The 14,801-nt window shown below is 60.6% G+C and carries 15 protein-coding genes; 3 read left to right on the forward strand and 12 right to left on the reverse strand.

Annotated features, from left to right (window positions below; all coding sequences use genetic code 11):
• The first annotated feature begins 77 nt into the window (after positions 1 to 77).
• The gene (locus tag IEV38_RS09175; protein WP_188395874.1) at positions 78 to 1,022 is read left to right on the forward strand and encodes an AEC family transporter; all 945 of its coding nucleotides are present in this window, start codon (positions 78 to 80) and stop codon (positions 1,020 to 1,022) included.
• Positions 1,023 to 1,070: 48 nt separating this feature from the next.
• Here IEV38_RS09175 and IEV38_RS09180 read toward each other — a convergent pair whose 3' ends face one another.
• The 7 genes from IEV38_RS09180 to IEV38_RS09210 all read right to left on the reverse strand — a co-directional run bounded on the left by IEV38_RS09180 (position 1,071) and on the right by IEV38_RS09210 (position 9,044).
• Positions 1,071 to 2,198, reverse strand: coding sequence for an aminotransferase class V-fold PLP-dependent enzyme (locus IEV38_RS09180; RefSeq protein WP_188395875.1), 1,128 nt, complete (start codon positions 2,196 to 2,198; stop codon positions 1,071 to 1,073).
• 260 nt (positions 2,199 to 2,458) lie between these two features.
• Entirely contained in the window at positions 2,459 to 3,199 is a 741-nt protein-coding gene (locus IEV38_RS09185) for a hypothetical protein (protein ID WP_188395876.1), read from the reverse strand.
• Between the two features lie 108 nt (positions 3,200 to 3,307).
• Complete coding sequence (locus tag IEV38_RS09190; RefSeq protein WP_188395877.1) at positions 3,308 to 4,666, reverse strand: sensor domain-containing protein; 1,359 nt, start codon at positions 4,664 to 4,666, stop codon at positions 3,308 to 3,310.
• 71 nt (positions 4,667 to 4,737) lie between these two features.
• Positions 4,738 to 5,079 carry a TIGR04438 family Trp-rich protein gene (locus IEV38_RS15280; RefSeq protein ID WP_229728955.1) on the reverse strand — a complete coding sequence of 114 codons (342 nt, stop codon included), beginning with the start codon at positions 5,077 to 5,079 and terminating at the stop codon, positions 4,738 to 4,740.
• A 75-nt stretch (positions 5,080 to 5,154) separates the two neighbouring features.
• Positions 5,155 to 7,539 carry a TonB-dependent receptor gene (locus tag IEV38_RS09200; protein WP_188395878.1) on the reverse strand — a complete coding sequence of 795 codons (2,385 nt, stop codon included), beginning with the start codon at positions 7,537 to 7,539 and terminating at the stop codon, positions 5,155 to 5,157.
• A gap of 93 nt (positions 7,540 to 7,632) precedes the next feature.
• The gene (locus tag IEV38_RS09205; protein ID WP_188395879.1) at positions 7,633 to 8,523 is read right to left on the reverse strand and encodes a FecR family protein; all 891 of its coding nucleotides are present in this window, start codon (positions 8,521 to 8,523) and stop codon (positions 7,633 to 7,635) included.
• Positions 8,466 to 9,044: an RNA polymerase sigma factor gene (locus tag IEV38_RS09210; protein WP_188395880.1), complete on the reverse strand. Its 579-nt coding sequence runs from the start codon at positions 9,042 to 9,044 to the stop codon at positions 8,466 to 8,468. The genes IEV38_RS09205 and IEV38_RS09210 overlap by 58 nt, the downstream gene beginning before the upstream one ends.
• 300 nt (positions 9,045 to 9,344) lie before the next feature.
• Here IEV38_RS09210 and IEV38_RS09215 point away from each other — a divergent pair, with 300 nt between their 5' ends.
• Positions 9,345 to 9,653 carry a c-type cytochrome gene (locus tag IEV38_RS09215; RefSeq protein WP_188395881.1) on the forward strand — a complete coding sequence of 103 codons (309 nt, stop codon included), beginning with the start codon at positions 9,345 to 9,347 and terminating at the stop codon, positions 9,651 to 9,653.
• Between the two features lie 81 nt (positions 9,654 to 9,734).
• Here IEV38_RS09215 and IEV38_RS09220 read toward each other — a convergent pair whose 3' ends face one another.
• Complete coding sequence (locus tag IEV38_RS09220; protein WP_188395882.1) at positions 9,735 to 10,874, reverse strand: branched-chain amino acid ABC transporter substrate-binding protein; 1,140 nt, start codon at positions 10,872 to 10,874, stop codon at positions 9,735 to 9,737.
• A 155-nt stretch (positions 10,875 to 11,029) separates the two neighbouring features.
• Between IEV38_RS09220 and IEV38_RS09225 the strand changes: the two genes are divergently transcribed.
• Positions 11,030 to 11,545, forward strand: coding sequence for an Lrp/AsnC family transcriptional regulator (locus tag IEV38_RS09225; RefSeq protein WP_188395883.1), 516 nt, complete (start codon positions 11,030 to 11,032; stop codon positions 11,543 to 11,545).
• Between the two features lie 62 nt (positions 11,546 to 11,607).
• Here IEV38_RS09225 and IEV38_RS09230 read toward each other — a convergent pair whose 3' ends face one another.
• From IEV38_RS09230 to IEV38_RS09245, 4 genes are all read right to left on the reverse strand, one after another.
• Complete coding sequence (locus IEV38_RS09230; protein WP_188395884.1) at positions 11,608 to 12,924, reverse strand: D-amino acid dehydrogenase; 1,317 nt, start codon at positions 12,922 to 12,924, stop codon at positions 11,608 to 11,610.
• A 140-nt stretch (positions 12,925 to 13,064) separates the two neighbouring features.
• The gene (locus IEV38_RS09235; RefSeq protein WP_188395885.1) at positions 13,065 to 13,511 is read right to left on the reverse strand and encodes a hypothetical protein; all 447 of its coding nucleotides are present in this window, start codon (positions 13,509 to 13,511) and stop codon (positions 13,065 to 13,067) included.
• Positions 13,508 to 13,933: a DNA polymerase III subunit chi gene (locus tag IEV38_RS09240; protein ID WP_188395886.1), complete on the reverse strand. Its 426-nt coding sequence runs from the start codon at positions 13,931 to 13,933 to the stop codon at positions 13,508 to 13,510. Before IEV38_RS09240 ends, IEV38_RS09235 begins: the two co-directional genes overlap by 4 nt.
• Positions 13,934 to 14,062: 129 nt before the next feature.
• A complete protein-coding gene (locus IEV38_RS09245) occupies positions 14,063 to 14,677 on the reverse strand; it encodes a glutaredoxin family protein (protein WP_188395887.1) in 615 nt (204 codons plus the stop codon).
• Positions 14,678 to 14,801 lie beyond the last annotated feature (124 nt).

The raw sequence follows: 14,801 nt of genomic DNA on the forward strand, positions 1-14,801 counted from the left end.
GAATCGATCACCCCGTCCCTGCGCATGCAATGGATGGCGGACCTTTCCAAATATCTTGAGAATGCGTTGACGCTATCTTGAACTCTCCCGCCGCTCCCGCCCTGTTTTCCGTCATCTTCATCATCGCCATCGGTTTCGGCCTGGCCAAGATGAAGTGGGTTCGGCAGGAAGCGATCCGGGATCTGTCCAATCTGGTTTTCTATGTGCTGACGCCGGCGCTGCTGTTCCGCACCATGATGGGCGTGAAGCTGACGGAGCTGGACTATGCGCCGATCGCCGTCTATTTTCTTGCCGTCGTCATCGTGTTCGCCGTCACCCTGCTGATGCAGGGATTGACCACGCTGTCTTCAGCGCGTGCGCTGGCGCATACCTTCAGCAACACGGTGATGATCGGCATTCCGTTGGTCGGGCTGGTCTATGGGCAGGAAGGTCTGATCGCGCTCTTCACGCTGATCTCGATTCATGCGCTGGTGCTCATGACCGGCGGCACCATCGTGTTCGAACTCGCAGCCGCGCGCCAGGCAGGGCGCGAAGGCGTTTCGCACAGCATGGGACGCACGTTGGCGGTGGCCGTAAAGAACAGCATTCTGCATCCGGTGCCGATCCCCATCATTGCAGGCGTGATCTATGCGCAGACCGGACTGCCGCTGCCGAACATGGTGGACCAGCCCCTGCAGCTGATGGGCCAGGCATTGGGGCCGATGGCGCTGCTGCTGGTCGGCGTGACGCTGGCGTACAGCAAGCTCAGCGGCAACATGCTGGCGGCCTTGCGCATCGCCATCGTCAAGACGGTCATTCATCCGGCCGTGTTCATTGCGTGCGCATGGCTGCTTGGCCTGCGCGGCATACCCATGGCTGCGATGGCGATGGCGGCCGCTCTGCCGGTCGGTGCCAATGTGTTCCTGTTCACGCAGCGCTATCAGGTGGCCGAGGATGAGGTGTCGGCCAGTATCGCGCTGTCCACGATGCTGGCCTTCGTCAGCCTGCCCGTCATATTGATCCTGCTGCAGCGCCTGATGTAATAAAAAAGCCGGACACGTGTCCGGCTTTTTTGTTTGGCTAAGACGCGATCAAGCGATCTTGTCCAGCGCCTTGGTCAGATTTTCGACCGTGCGGTCGATGTTGTGCAGCTTGTCCAGTCCGAACAGGCCGATGCGGAAGGTCTTGAATTCTGCGCCTTCATCGCATTGCAGCGGTACGCCGGCAGCGGTCTGCAGGCCGGCTTCGACGAATTTCTTCGAGGACTGGATGCCGTCGTCGGTGGTGTAGGCAACGACCACGCCCGGCGCTTCGTAACCCTTGGCTGCCACGCTCTTGAAGCCGCGTTCGGCCAGCAGGGCGCGCACGCGGTCGCCGAGCTGCTGCTGTTCGTCGCGCACCTTGTCGAAGCCGTAGTCTTCGGTTTCCTTCATGGTGTCGCGCAGGATGGTCAGCGCGTCGGTCGGCATGGTGGTGTGATAGGCGACGTTGCCCTGCTCGTAGGCTTCCATGATCTGCAGCCACTTGCGCAGGTCGCAGGCGAAGCTGGTGCTTTGCGTGGAATCGATGCGTTCGCGCGCGAGCTTGCTGAGCATGATGAAGGCACAGCCGGCCGAACCGCTCCAGCCTTTTTGCGGGGCGCTGATCAGGATGTCGGTGCCGGATGCTTCCATATCGACCCAGATGGTGCCGGAGGCGATGCAGTCGAGCACGAACAGGCCGCCGACTTCATGCACGGCGTCCGATACCTTGCGCATGTAATCGGTCGGCAGCATGATGCCGGAAGCGGTTTCGACGTGCGGCGCGAAGACCACGGCGGGCTTCTTCTCGCGGATGGTGGCGACGACTTCCTCGATCGGCGCCGGTGCGAAAGCGGCCTGGATGCCGGTTTCGACCGCGCGTGCTTTCACGACGGTGGTGTCGGACGGGATGTTTCCGGTTTCGAGGATTTGCGTCCAGCGGAAGCTGAACCAGCCGTTGCGCAACACCAGGCATGGCTTGTCGGTGGCGAACTGACGTGCCACGGCTTCCATGCCGAAGGTGCCCGAACCCGGCATGACGATGGCCGAGTGTGCGTTATAGACCTGTTTGAGGGTACGCGAGATGTCGCGCATGACGCCCTGGAAGCGCTGCGACATGTGGTTGATGGCGCGATCCGTATAGACCACGGAGTATTCGAGAAGGCCGTCTGGATCGACGTTGGGTAATAGACCTGGCACGTTTGTTCCGGCAAGAAGGGATTGAACTTGACCCGGCCGGTTGTCCTGACCGGGCGCTATGGAGGCGGGGAATGCCGCAAAAGGAGAGATTCTACTCCTTAAACGGCGGCAAGTCCCCTGACAGTCGGAAGGGCACAGAGCAGTACAGTTGCGCACCGTTGGCCGCAGAAGCGCCATCTGGCGGGCATTTGCGCCGGTTTCGCCTGCCGGATGAAGAGAGCGGCATTGGTTTTCTGCTAATGCAAATGCAGGGCGAACTGTTAACTTGGCACCACACGCACCGAGAACGCCTCACTCACGAAGAAGCCGTTGTCCGGAAAACCGCTTTCGTCCTTGAATCCGAACCAGCTGAAATTGCGCTTGGGGTCGATGCTCAGCATGAGTTGGCGTACCGTTTCGGTCTGGTCCAGCGTGTCGGCCTTTGCCCAGTCCTTGAGCAGTTGCTCGATCGTGAGCAGTTGTTTGACCCATGCCTTGTTGATGCGCAGGAAGCGATCGTAGAGGTTCTGGAACTCTTCCAGCGTCAGCATGCCACCCGGCGCCAGCAGCATCAGAAAGGGCGGCACGATGCGCGCCAGGCTATCGGGTTCGGTCTGCAGTACCTGGTTCAGATAGGGAAAGGCATCCTTGTCGGTGTCGCGATAGAACTGATCGGGCGTGAAACCGAGCGCGAGGAAGCGCTCGTGAATCTTGTGGCGCTGCAGCTCATGATCGAGCACGCTGATGAAGCCCGGCATGGCATCCTGATCGAACACCGACGAGATGCCAAGCCGGATGCGGCGGTAGCCGGACAGCTGCAGGTCGAGCAGCAGCAGTTCCTGCGCCAGCGCGGCGCTCGGATGACGGCAACCCGCGTATTCGATGACGGCGCGTTCGCCTTCGATGCTGGACAGCCATTCGCTGCCGGCAGACTTCTCGAACCGGAGTTTGACCTTCTGCTGCACACTCTTGAGCAGCGGGACGATGCGGGGATCGGAACGGGCCTTGTCGATGACGCTCATGTAAATCGCGGGAAGAAAGTAAAAGCCGCATTATGGGCCATATTGATGCGCCGTATTAATGCGCGATATCGCGGTTGCCGGCAGGCCGCGATGGATGACCGATGTCCTTCAGCGATGCGGGGTTGGCGCTGCCTGCTTGCGTGTCTGCTTCTGCTCGTACATGGCGGCATCGGCGTGATCGAGCAGGCTTTGTTCATTCTCGCCATGCTGCGGATAATGCGCGACGCCGATGCTGGGCACGATGTGCAGCCGATGCGATTCCAGCTGCACCGGCTGATGGAAGGCGGCATGAATCTTGTCCGCAATAACGGCTGCGTATTCCGCCTGTTGCATGCTTTCGATGAGGATCACGAACTCGTCGCCGCCGACACGCGCCACGGTATCGGATTCGCGCACGCATTGCTGCAGGCGCTGCGCAACCTCCTTCAACAGTTGATCGCCGGCGGTATGGCCGTAGGTATCGTTGACTTCCTTGAATCGATCCAGATCGAGGTAAAGCACGGCCATCATTTCCTGCTGCCGCCGCGCGCGTGCCAGAGCGGTCCTCAGGCGGTCGAACAGCAGGCCGCGATTGGGCAGGTCGGTGAGCGGATCGTACTGCGAGGCGTGCTGCAGGCGCGCAAAGAGCTGCTTGCGCTCGACGGCGGTGGCGATCTGGGTGGAGACGAAGCGCACCAGTTCCTTGTCGTGTTCGGTGTAATGGACGCCATCGGCATAGCTGCGCAGGAAGAGCGCGCCGATGACGCCGCTTTGCGTGGTCAGCGGCGCAGCCAGCCAGCATAGCGAGAGCCGGTTGCCGACCGCCTGCAATTCCGGCGGCAGCGGCGCGTTCTCTTCGGTGCAGGCCAGCAGAGGCTGGCGGGAACTGACGATGTCGGCGTACAGCCGCTCGGCCGAGGTTCGCAGCAGTTCGGCAGGTTGTCCGTACTGGTCGATGTGATAGGCAAAGTCCAGCGTCTGCCTTTCCGTATCGTGCAGGGCGATGGAAACGTTCTCGGCCGGCAGCAGGGTGCCGATGACGCCGTGCATGCGCTCGAACAGATCGGGCAATCCGCTGGCGACGTGGGCGGCTTCGGAAATGGCGTACAGCGCCGAGCGCAGGGTTTCGGCCTTCTTGCGGGCGGTAATGTCGCGTGCCACCGCGATGCGCACCTGCTCATCGACCGACCAGCGCGCCGACCACATGATGTGCACCACCTCGCCGTCCTTGCGAAGATAACGGTTTTCCACGTTGATTCTGGCGTTGCCGGCCATGATGTCATCGGCGATTGCAAGCGTTTCGGCGCGATCATCCGGATGAACCAGATCGATCATCGGCTTTCCGATGACCTCGTTCGGCGCATAGCCGAAGATGCGCTCAAAGGCGGTGCTGACATAAACGAAGCGGCCGTCGATATCGACGACGCAGATGGCATCTGGAAGAAGGTCCAGAAAACCGGAGGCCGGGATGGTGAATTTGTTTTCCATGGGACATGGATACTATTCGATTGCGGCCGTGTCTGTCGGGGAGTGAATTCTTCTCTCCCGGCAGGCTGTTTCTATTTGAAGGTCTTCTTCACGCGTTCGTTGCGCGTTTTTTCAAGCTGCTCGTGTGCCTTGCGCTTGTCGCGGCCGAGCATGCGTTCAATGTATTCGAACCAGAGGAAGGCAAGCACGAACAGGGCAACGATCCACCACCACGACATGGCGGCAAACGGGCCGACCTCAAAGTACTTCAATCCTGACAGCAGGACGATGGCGATGATCAGCGGCACGATGGCTTCTCCCTTTGGCGTAATGCCTTTTTTGATCAGAATAGGAGAAAAGGGAAGGGTGGTCAATGCGATCGAGAAAGAGAAAACGGGCCGGAAATACCGGCCCGTTTTCTGTGTGGCTGACACTGTCCCTACGTGATTCGTTAGTGTCGCAGTCGCAGGAGGACCGGCCGGCACTCCTGGACGTTGAAGGCGGATGAATCAGAAATCGACCGTGGCTGAAAGAAGGAAGGTGCGAGGTGTACCCAGGTCGGCGTTGCCGCTTGTATTGATGGCCCAGTAGGCCTTGTCGAATGCGTTTTCCAGCGTGGCACGGAAGACGGCGGTTTTGCCTCCCAGGCGCGTGTGATAGCGCAGCCCGAGATCGGTACGCGTCCAGCCAGGCGCGCGAATCTTGTTGGCGATATCGACAAATGAAGAACTGGTGTGGACTGCTCCTGCGGTCAGGGTCAGTCCCGGAAGACTAGGGAAATCCCATTCCGCGCCCAAGTTGGCGGATACCTTGGATGTGCCGATGGCCCGGTTTCCCTCGTTGGCTCCAGTCGGTGTTTCGGTCAGCTCGGCATTCAGAAGCGTGACCCCGCCGAGAAGGCGTGTACCGCGGGTTACTTCGCCAAAGGCAGAAATTTCCAGACCGCGATTACGTTGTTCGCCATTGATGGCAAAGATGTTATCCGCTCCCAGGGCGGCGCTTGGACGGTTGATCTGGAACAGGCTCACGGTGGTCGCAAAATTGCCCAGATCGTATTTGACGCCGACTTCATACTGTTTTGCCTTGTAGGGCGGGAAGACCTCGCCGGCGTTGGATGCCGTATCGGGAGCCGCCTGCCCCTGGCTCAGTCCCTCGACGTAGTTGGCGTAAAGGGAGACGTCTTTCCAAGGTTTGACGACCACACCGGCGAACGGCGTGGTGGCCGATTCGTCGTAGCTGGAAGTCTGTGCGCCGGTCGTGGAGTTGTAGTTTCGCGTCTTGACGCTTTGCCGGCGAACGCCCAGGGTCAGCAGTACGCGGTCGTCCGCGAAGGACAGCGTGTCTGCGAGCGCGATGCTGGGAAGTTCGACGTCGGACGTCTTGCCGGGTGCCGGTGCGGGCGAGACGGTTGGAACCGGATAATGAATCGGGTGGTAGATGTTTGAAACCATGCCGCCTACGGCGCTGCCGAAGCCCCATCCGGTGTCACGTTTCAGACTGCTGGCATTCAACGACCAATTGTGCCCGATGCGACCGGTCTGAAACTGACCACGCAGGCCGGCATCCGCCGCGACAGTCTCCAGGAAAAATTCGGCCCTGCCCACACGGTCAAGCCTGGTGTCGCCATCGGCATTCAAGAGACTCACGTTGCCGCCTATGGCGTCTTTCCCGCTATAAATGCCCTTGGCGCGTCCAATGCTGAACCATGCTGTCAGATCGTGAGAAAAATCGTATTCGGCCCGGGCCATGATCGTCTTATCGGAATTTCGCAATACTGCCCAGGGTTGGTCGAGATTGTGTTTGCCGTTTGGCGCGGCGGGCAGGGCTCCCGCCGCCGCAATGTTGTTTAGGCCACCCCGCGCGCCATGCTGGCGGGTATGTTGATCGATGGCGTCCAGCGAGACACGCAACCTGTCGGAGCGATAGTCCAGCCCCAGCGATGCTAGCCAGCGGTGCTCGTCCTGACCATTGCGGGCCGTATCGCCCTTGCGCCAGGCGCCGTTGAATCGGATACCCCACTCTTTGTCTGCGCCGAATCGGCGACCGATATCCGCGTGCAGGCCCAGTCGGGAATCGGCCAGGTAACTGGTAGTCAGGCGTGTCAACGGTTCGTCATGCGCATGCTTGGTCTGAAGGTTGATGGCGCCGCCGGTGCTACCGCTGGGCATCATGCCGCTCAGCATGGCGCTTGGCCCTTTAAGGACTTCTGCCCGTTCGACAAATTCCGTGGAGCTGCGGTACTGTGCGACCAGCCCGGGCAGGCCGTTGAGAACGTAATCACTGCCCGAAGTCAGGCTGAACCCGCGTATCTGCGTACTTTCCGTGGAGCTTGTGTCGCCGCCGCCGATCCGGACCGACGGGTCGTTTCGTGCCAGAAATTCGCCTACCGTGCGTGGTTGCTGATCTTCGATGGTTTGAGCCGTATAACTGGCGATGCTCAGTGGCGTATCCATGAAATCCTGATTGCCGAGCAGCCCCACTCTTCCGCCGCGCGCCACCTGTCCGCCGGCGTAGGCTGGCGGCAGATCGTTTGCCGTCGCAGGCGCGGTTACATCGACCTGCGGCAGCACGTTCTCGCCACTTGCATCGCCGTCACGGACGACGGAAAACGAACGCTCGTCGATGGCGCGCACCTTTAGCGACGAGCCTTGCAGCAGTTGTGCCAGCGCCTCGCGCACGGTCATGCTGCCCTTGACGGCGGGCGCGCTCTTGCCGGTCGTGATGTCGCTGACGAACAGGATCTGGGCGCCGGTCTGGCGCGCCAGCGCATTGAGCGCCTGGTGCAGCGGTTGCGGCGCAATATCGACCGCGACCGGCCCGGTCTGCGCCAGTGCGGCGGCCGACAGCGCGATGCCGGCGGCGAGGATGGTCAAACGGGTTTTCAGCTTCTTCATGCAATGTCTCCGGGAAAAGATATCAACAGTGAAGAAGCCGAGTCAGCAGGGGGAGATGTACACCTTGCCCTGAAAATTTTTTATGGTGAGTGATTATTTAAGGTCGTCCGCCTTCGGCACGATCTGCGTGCGGCCGTCGGCATGGTGCTGGATGGCGACCGGCGCCAGTGTCGGCAGTTGGTCGAGCAGCCGTTCGATGTTGTCGATGTCGAACTGGCCGCTGATGCGCAGGCTTTCCAGGGAAGGGGCGACCTCGATGGGCTGAGCGCGGTAGCGGCGCAGTTCGGCAGCCATGTCGCGCAGCGGCGTGCGGTCGAAATAGAGTTTGCCGTGACGCCAGCCGGTCGCCAGTTCCGCATCGACGGTGTGCGGCAAGCCGGCACCGGCAAGGCCGGTTTCCAGCGTTTGGCCGGCATGGAGCACCTGTTTGTGTGCGCCGTCCGTATCCGCCGAGACTTCCACGCTGCCCTCCAGCACCGTGACGGCAGCTCCCTGCTGCGTATTGCGCACGTTGAAGATGGTGCCGATATCGACCACGCGCGTGCGATTGGCATGCACGACGAAGTTGCGCAGGCGTGGATGAGATGCGGTGAACGATGCTTCGCCCTGTTCCAGGTAGAAATGGCGAGAACGAAGATGATGCGCGACGCGCAGCGACGAATCCGTATTGAGCGCGATCTCGCTGCCGTCGTGCAGCGTCAGCGTGTGGCGCTCGCCGACGGCGGAGACGATGTGTTCGTTGTAATAGACGGGGTCCAGCCACAGCAGGCCGCATATGGCCAGCATCGCTACCGAGGACGCCGCGATCTTTCTGTTGCGCTTGCGGGTGTTGGCGCGTGCGGTGATTTCTTCCACGCCGGGCAGACGCGCCCGCAGACCATCCTCGAACATCATGAGCAGTTCGTCGTCCAGTGTGGTGGCCTGGGTCAGCTTGCCGTCGGACGAGGCGACCGGCCGGGTGTTGCGCGGCGGTTTGGGCGGCATCGCCAGCCTGCGTGCATGACGGGCGCGAGACCGGCTGCGGCACGCGCCATGTGCCGGGCGACCATGCCGCGCGAGATGCCAAGACGGCTTGCGACTTCGGCCTGCGGCAGGTGATAGAGCTTGTGCAGGATGAAGACGTCGCGGCAGCATTCGGGCAGCGCACGCACGGCTTCCAGCAAGGCTTGCTGTTTCTGCTGGAAGGCGACGGCAAGCTCCGCCTGCGACAGCGGTGAATGGATTGCGGAACTTTCCGGCAGTTCGGGCAGATGCTGTACGATGCCGCTGCGCGTTTTTTCAACGCGGTAGCGGTCGATTGCCAGCTGTGTCGAGACATGGCGCAGGAAGGCGGTGGGTGTGCGCACGTCCTGTGGCGGCTTTTCGAGCAGTTGCACGCAGACGTCCTGCATGACTTCGGTCGCGAATCCCTTGTCGCCAAAGCGGCGGCGCACATGATCGACCAGATCGTCGTAATGACGGACGAATTCGTCGATGAGAGAGACGTCGGATGGTTTGCTGAACACTGCGCGGACTCGAGAAGAAGGCTTGGAACCAGGCGGCAGGTGAACGACCATTGCGCTTGGCATCAAATGATAATGCGTATCATTTTATAAGCAGGGAATGAAGGGTAGCAAGCAAAGGTGAAAGATGTGTTGCCGTAATCGCACATTGCATCTGTATTGCCCATGCGGTTTTTGTGAGCAAAGGTAACGCCGGCTTGTGACGAACGGAGACGATGGCATATTGTCCTAGCCAAGGTTCGGCAGTCGGTTTGCCGAATCAAACACGGTAGAATACCCGTGGTCAACTGCATGGAGAGAAGTATGAAGCGTTCGTTGTTGCTCTGTCTGCTGATCGGTGCCGGTGTGTCGAACATCGCGCTGGCGGACGCCAATCTTGCGCGCTCCAAGAATTGCATGGCCTGCCACGCCGTTGGTAACAAGGTGCTGGGTCCGTCGTTCAAGGATATCGCGACGCGCTACAAGGGTCAGAAGGGCGCGGAAGACAAGCTCGCGCAGAAGATCACCAAGGGCGGTAGCGGCACCTGGGGTGCGGTTCCCATGCCCGCCAATACGCAGGTCAGCGACGCCGAGGCGCGCCGGCTTGTGCAATGGATCATGACGTTGAACTGATTTCTGCCGGTGTGCCTGTTCGGCATCCAATAAAAAAAGCGCTTCGATCGAAGCGCTTTTTTATTTTTCCGATTCCGGTTTTTACTTGGTCACCGTCAGCAGTTCGCGTTTGCCGTTGCGGTAGGTGTAGAGCGTCAGCAGGCCATCCTTGATGTCGCCGTGTTCATCGAAGGCGATGGTGCCGGTCACGCCCGGGTAATTGCTCTTCGTCAGTTCCGGCAGGTATTTGGCCGGATCGGTGGAATTGGCACGTTTCATCGCGTCAACCACGGTAAAGGTGGCGTCGTAGGCATAGGCGGCGGTATAGACCACGTCGATGCCGAAGCGCTTCTTGTACTTGGCGCGGAAATCGTCAACGGCCTTGCGGCGTTCTTCCGGTACGCCGCCGGCTTCGGCGCAGACCACCTGATCGTCGCCGAGCGCGGTGCCTGCCAGGCCGGGCAGCGAGCCGGTGCAGATGCCGTCACCGCCCATGAACTTGGCATTGATGCCGAGCTGGCGCATCTGGCGGATCATCGGCCCGCCGACTGCATCCATGCCGCCAAAGAAGATGATGTCGGGCTTGCGCGACTTGATGGAGGTCAGGATGGCGTTGAAGTCGGTCGCCTTGTTGTTGGTGTACTGGGTGGCGACGATCTGGCCGCCGGCTGCCTTGACGGCCTTGGCGAACTGGTCGGCCACACCCTGGCCGTAGGCGGTGCGGTCGTCGATGATGGCGAAGGTCTTGCCGCCCATGGTCTTGACGGCGTACTGGCCGAGCGTGCCGCCGAGCTGGGCATCATTGGCAACCAGGCGGAAGGTGGTCTTGAACTTCTGCTGCGTATATTTGGGATTGGTGGCCGAAGGCGAGAGTTGTGGAATGCCGGCGTTGGCATAGATGCGCGAGGCCGGGATGGTGGTGCCGGAGTTCAGATGGCCGATCACGGCGGACACGCGCGCATCCACCAGCTTGGTGGCGGCGTTGGTGGCCTGGCGCGGGTCGGCCGCATCGTCCTCGGCCAGCAGTTGCAGCTTGATCTTCTTGCCGTCGATGACGAGGCCCTTGGCATTGATGTCCTCGACCGCGAGGCGCGTGCCGTTTTCATTGTCCTTGCCCATGTGCGAATCGGAGCCCGTGGTCGGGGCGACGCTGCCGATGCGCACGATCTGTTCCTGCGCCGATGCGGTTCCTGCAAGCGCAAGAGCCAGCGCACCTGCCAGCGAAATCATCTTGAACTGCATATATTTCTCTCCTGAGGATTGTCAAAAACGGGCGTAACTGCAACACTCCAGCATTCAGCCTACGCAGCAAGCAACAATTGGTCCATAAGCTGGACCTTACAGCATTCAAAAAGCGACGCAAAGCATTTTGCACTGTTTTTACAGCCCGGGACGCCATGCCAAAATTCCATACGCTCGACAAGGTCGATCGCCGCCTTTTGAACCTGTTGCAGAAGAATAACCAGATTTCCACGCGTGAACTCGCCGAGGCGGTGCACATCTCGCAGCCGACCTGTCTGCGCCGTATCCGCGACATGCGCGAGGCCGGCATCATTAGCGCCGATGTCGCCATGGTTGACCCGTTCGCGCTCGGCTACGGCATGCTGGCCTTTCTCGAAGTCTCGCTCGAAAACCAGTCCGACGAACGCATGCAGGAGTTCGAGGAACGCATGCAGCAGGAGGCCGAGGTCATGCAATGCTATTTCGTCTCGGGCGACTTCGATTATTTCCTGGTGGTGCACGTGGTTGACATGGATGCCTATTACCAGTTCGTGCGGCGCGCGATTTCCGGTTCGGGCAACGTGCGGCATTTCCAGTCGCGCTTTCCGATGAAGCGGGCCAAGTTCGACACGCGCATCGCCTTCGACGAAAAGGTGATGGCGGTCGATGTGCGCGTATCGAAACGACGCTAGAAAGCGACGCACAAACAAAAACGGATGCCATGTCGGCATCCGTTCTTCATTCCAGAAAGCATTCAGCTTGTGGCCGAACAGATCTGCGGAAATCGTGCGGCTGGCCGGTAGGGCATGCCGGTGAAGCGGAAGTCGAGTTCGGGCTCGCGGCCGGAAACGATATCAGCGATCGCGCGGCCCGAGCCGCAGCCCATGGTCCAGCCCAGCGTGCCGTGGCCGGTATTGAGGAACAGATTGCCGAACTTCGTCTTGCCGATGTAGGGCACGTTGGACGGCGTCAGCGGCCGCAGGCCGGTCCAGTAGGCGACGTTGTCGTAATCGCAGGCGCCCGGGAACAGTTCCTGCACGCGACGCGTGATGGCGGCGCAGCGCGTCGGGTTGAGTTCGCGCGTGTAGCCATTGAGTTCGCAGGTGCCGGCCACGCGCAGACGATCGCCCAGGCGCGAGAAGACGAGTTTGTAGCCGTCGTCGGTCAGCGACACGCTCGGCGCGGCCGCGCTGTCGATGACCTGGTAGGTCGCCGAATAGCCCTTGCCCGGATAGATCATGAGGTCGATGCCCAGGGGTTTGAGCAGCGGTTGCGAGAAGCTGCCGGCGGCGACCACGAACGCGTCCGCATGCAGGGTGCGATGGCGGCCGTCTTCGTCGATGACTTCGACGCCGGTGATTTTGGCATGCTTGCCGCTGCCTTCCGCGATCAGGCGCGTGACGCTGGTGTTGAAGCGGAATGCCACGCCGGCTTCCGCAGCGTTGGCGGCGAGGCCGGTCGTGAATTTATAGACGTCGCCCGATTCGTCGGATTCGGTGAAGTCGCCGCCGACGATCTTGTCGCGGATGCCGGCCAGTGCAGGCTCGATGCTCACGACTTCGTCGGCGCTGATCGAATCGCGCCGGCAGCCGAGTTCGCACATCAGCCTTGCCGCGGCCAGCGAATCGTCGAACTCTTTCTGATCGGTATAGAAGTGCAGGATGCCGCGCGTCAGGTGGTCGTAATCGATGCCGGTCTCTGCGCGCACCTGCTGCAGCGTCTGGCGACTGTATTCGGCGATGGAAACGATCTGGCGGATGTTGCCGGCCGTGCGGGCCGGCGTGCATTCGCGCAGGAAGTTGAGGCCCCATTTCCATTGCAGCCATTCGGGGCGGAAGCGGTAGAGCAGCGGCGCGTCTTCCTTGCCCAGCCATTTGAGAATCTTGCCGGGCGCGGACGGGTTGGCCCATGGTTCGGCGTGCGAGACGGAAATCTGGCAACCGTTGGCGAAGCTGGTTTCCTGCGCCGCGCCCGGCTGCCGTTCGATGACGGTGACGTCATGCCCGGATTTGTTCAGGAACCATGCGGACGCGGTGCCGATGATGCCTGCTCCCAGAACGATTACTTTCATGCCGTTTCCTCCAACTGGAATCCTTGCTCACAAGGTGACATTGTAAAAAGTTATCTCTTTTCTGGGGAATCAACTTGACGTGATTTATTTTTTGATGAACTTCTATATAAGGAATTTTTGTTTTATATGGTAATAAATTCTTATATTTTTTTGTTTTTTGAAAAATTGAGATGGCGAATCTCCTGTGCGACCGATTCGCGCACCAGTTGTTCGATGCTCAATTGCAGATTGGTGCGGATGGTATCCATCGCTTCGTCGAGGCTGGCGTTGATGCTTTCGCGAATCTGCTGTTCGAGCAGCGGGTCGAGGCGGTCGAGCAGCGTGTTCAGGGTGCGTTCGCTGATTTTCTGTTCCAGATGCGTCCATTCGCCATCCATCCAGTCGTCGATGGGTGTTGCGCGCACGGGAGGTGCAGCCGGTGGTGGCGTGACTGCCGGCAGAGGCGGCGAGGGCGATGGCAGCACCGACGACAAGGGCAGTTCCGGGATGTCTTCCGCCGCCGCCATATCTTCCCGAACCTCGGTTTCCGGCGCGGGAATGATTTCTGTCAGCATCGGAATGCCGGCGTCCTGATCGGGATTGCTCATGTGTTGTCCGCCACGAAGTGGGTCAGCGGGTAGCCGCGCTGTTTGTAGTAAGTGTAGCGCTGGCGGCCGGCATCGCGATCGGTGCCGTCCATCGAGATGATCTCGAACATGCGGGTAAAGCGCGCAAATTGGGCAGGCGGCGTGTCCGACAGATTGATCAGAATGTCGTGATGCGGCACTTCCGCCGCCGGATCGGCGGTCAGCAGGATCGGCGTCTGGCTGGCCAGTGCGTCGTCGAGCGCCACATGCGGCAGGAAGTCATGCTCGGAGAAGGTCCACATCATTTCATCGAGTCGCGTCATTTGGGCACGATCCTGCGTCAGGATCACGATGCGGAAGTCAGCCTTGCGCGCCTTGCGTGCGAGGCGGCAGGCGTAGGCGATCTTGTCTGGAACGTTGCTGTGAAAATCGATGCGCGTCATGAATGCTGAGTCGGGACGAAGGTCGGTCGGCGGGAATGTCATCGATTATACGAAAGAAGCCGCGACCTACACGCGGCTTTGTTCACACCAGCTTCCCGCGCGACCGGTATTGCCCGGCCGGTGCGATCCCTAGAACCGGAAACCGGGCGGCGCGTTGCCCGCGGCTGCCGGAGGGCTGTCGGGGGGGGCTGCTTCCTTGCCGGCTGGTGTGTCAGCTGCAGGCTTGGCGGCAACGGGAGCCGGTTGGGGTGCCGCCGGCTGCGGGGCGGGATTGCGGTAATTGCGTGGCAAATGGCTGTTGGACGGATAGCCGGCCGCCGACAGCGCGTGGTTCCAGCGGTCGTGTTCATAGCCGCTTTCCTTGTTGGCGCCTATCGTGAGAAAGGGCAATTCCTGTGAGCCACCGACCTGCTTGAGGCGGGCGATGTCTTCATTGGTCTGCACCGTTCTTTCGGCGAACGGGATGCCGCGTATGTTGAGCGTATTGCGTCCGTCATCGCAGGCCGGGCAGTTCGCCGTGGTGTAGAGCGTGACCGGATGCTTGCGTGCGGCTTCAGCGAGTTCGTAGGGGAAAGGCGTCGCAGCGGTGGTGCCGATGGTCTTTTCGACCTTGGTGCCCTTTGTCGGGGGCGGGGTGTCGCTGTAGGTGATCTTGCCGTCGGGACCGACGGATTTGTAAAGCTGGGCGTGGGCAGTGGCGGAAAACAGCAGGGACAACAACAGCAATGAGGATCTGTGGTGCATTCCAGGTCTCCTTTGCGCCGAGGAGGCGCCGATTGATGTTGATTTTATTATTTGATGCCGGGATGACATCAATCGGCCGAGTATGCGCCGCCACCGCCTTTTTGTGAAGCGGTGGCGCGCAGTA

This window comes from Oxalicibacterium flavum, assembly GCF_014635065.1.
GTDB classification, from domain to species: Bacteria; Pseudomonadota; Gammaproteobacteria; order Burkholderiales; family Burkholderiaceae_D; genus Oxalicibacterium; species Oxalicibacterium flavum.

Coding starts and splice junctions, on each gene's coding strand:
- IEV38_RS09185 (WP_188395876.1), bottom strand. CDS start 3,199: ATGAGCGTCATCGACAAGGCCCGTTCCGATCCCCGCATCGTCCCGCTG.
- IEV38_RS09190 (WP_188395877.1), bottom strand. CDS start 4,666: ATGGAAAACAAATTCACCATCCCGGCCTCCGGTTTTCTGGACCTTCTT.
- IEV38_RS09200 (WP_188395878.1), bottom strand. CDS start 7,539: ATGAAGAAGCTGAAAACCCGTTTGACCATCCTCGCCGCCGGCATCGCG.
- IEV38_RS09205 (WP_188395879.1), bottom strand. CDS start 8,523: ATGCCGCCCAAACCGCCGCGCAACACCCGGCCGGTCGCCTCGTCCGAC.
- IEV38_RS09215 (WP_188395881.1), top strand. CDS start 9,345: ATGAAGCGTTCGTTGTTGCTCTGTCTGCTGATCGGTGCCGGTGTGTCG.
- IEV38_RS09220 (WP_188395882.1), bottom strand. CDS start 10,874: ATGCAGTTCAAGATGATTTCGCTGGCAGGTGCGCTGGCTCTTGCGCTT.
- IEV38_RS09225 (WP_188395883.1), top strand. CDS start 11,030: ATGCCAAAATTCCATACGCTCGACAAGGTCGATCGCCGCCTTTTGAAC.
- IEV38_RS09230 (WP_188395884.1), bottom strand. CDS start 12,924: ATGAAAGTAATCGTTCTGGGAGCAGGCATCATCGGCACCGCGTCCGCA.
- IEV38_RS09235 (WP_188395885.1), bottom strand. CDS start 13,511: ATGAGCAATCCCGATCAGGACGCCGGCATTCCGATGCTGACAGAAATC.
- IEV38_RS09240 (WP_188395886.1), bottom strand. CDS start 13,933: ATGACGCGCATCGATTTTCACAGCAACGTTCCAGACAAGATCGCCTAC.
- IEV38_RS09245 (WP_188395887.1), bottom strand. CDS start 14,677: ATGCACCACAGATCCTCATTGCTGTTGTTGTCCCTGCTGTTTTCCGCC.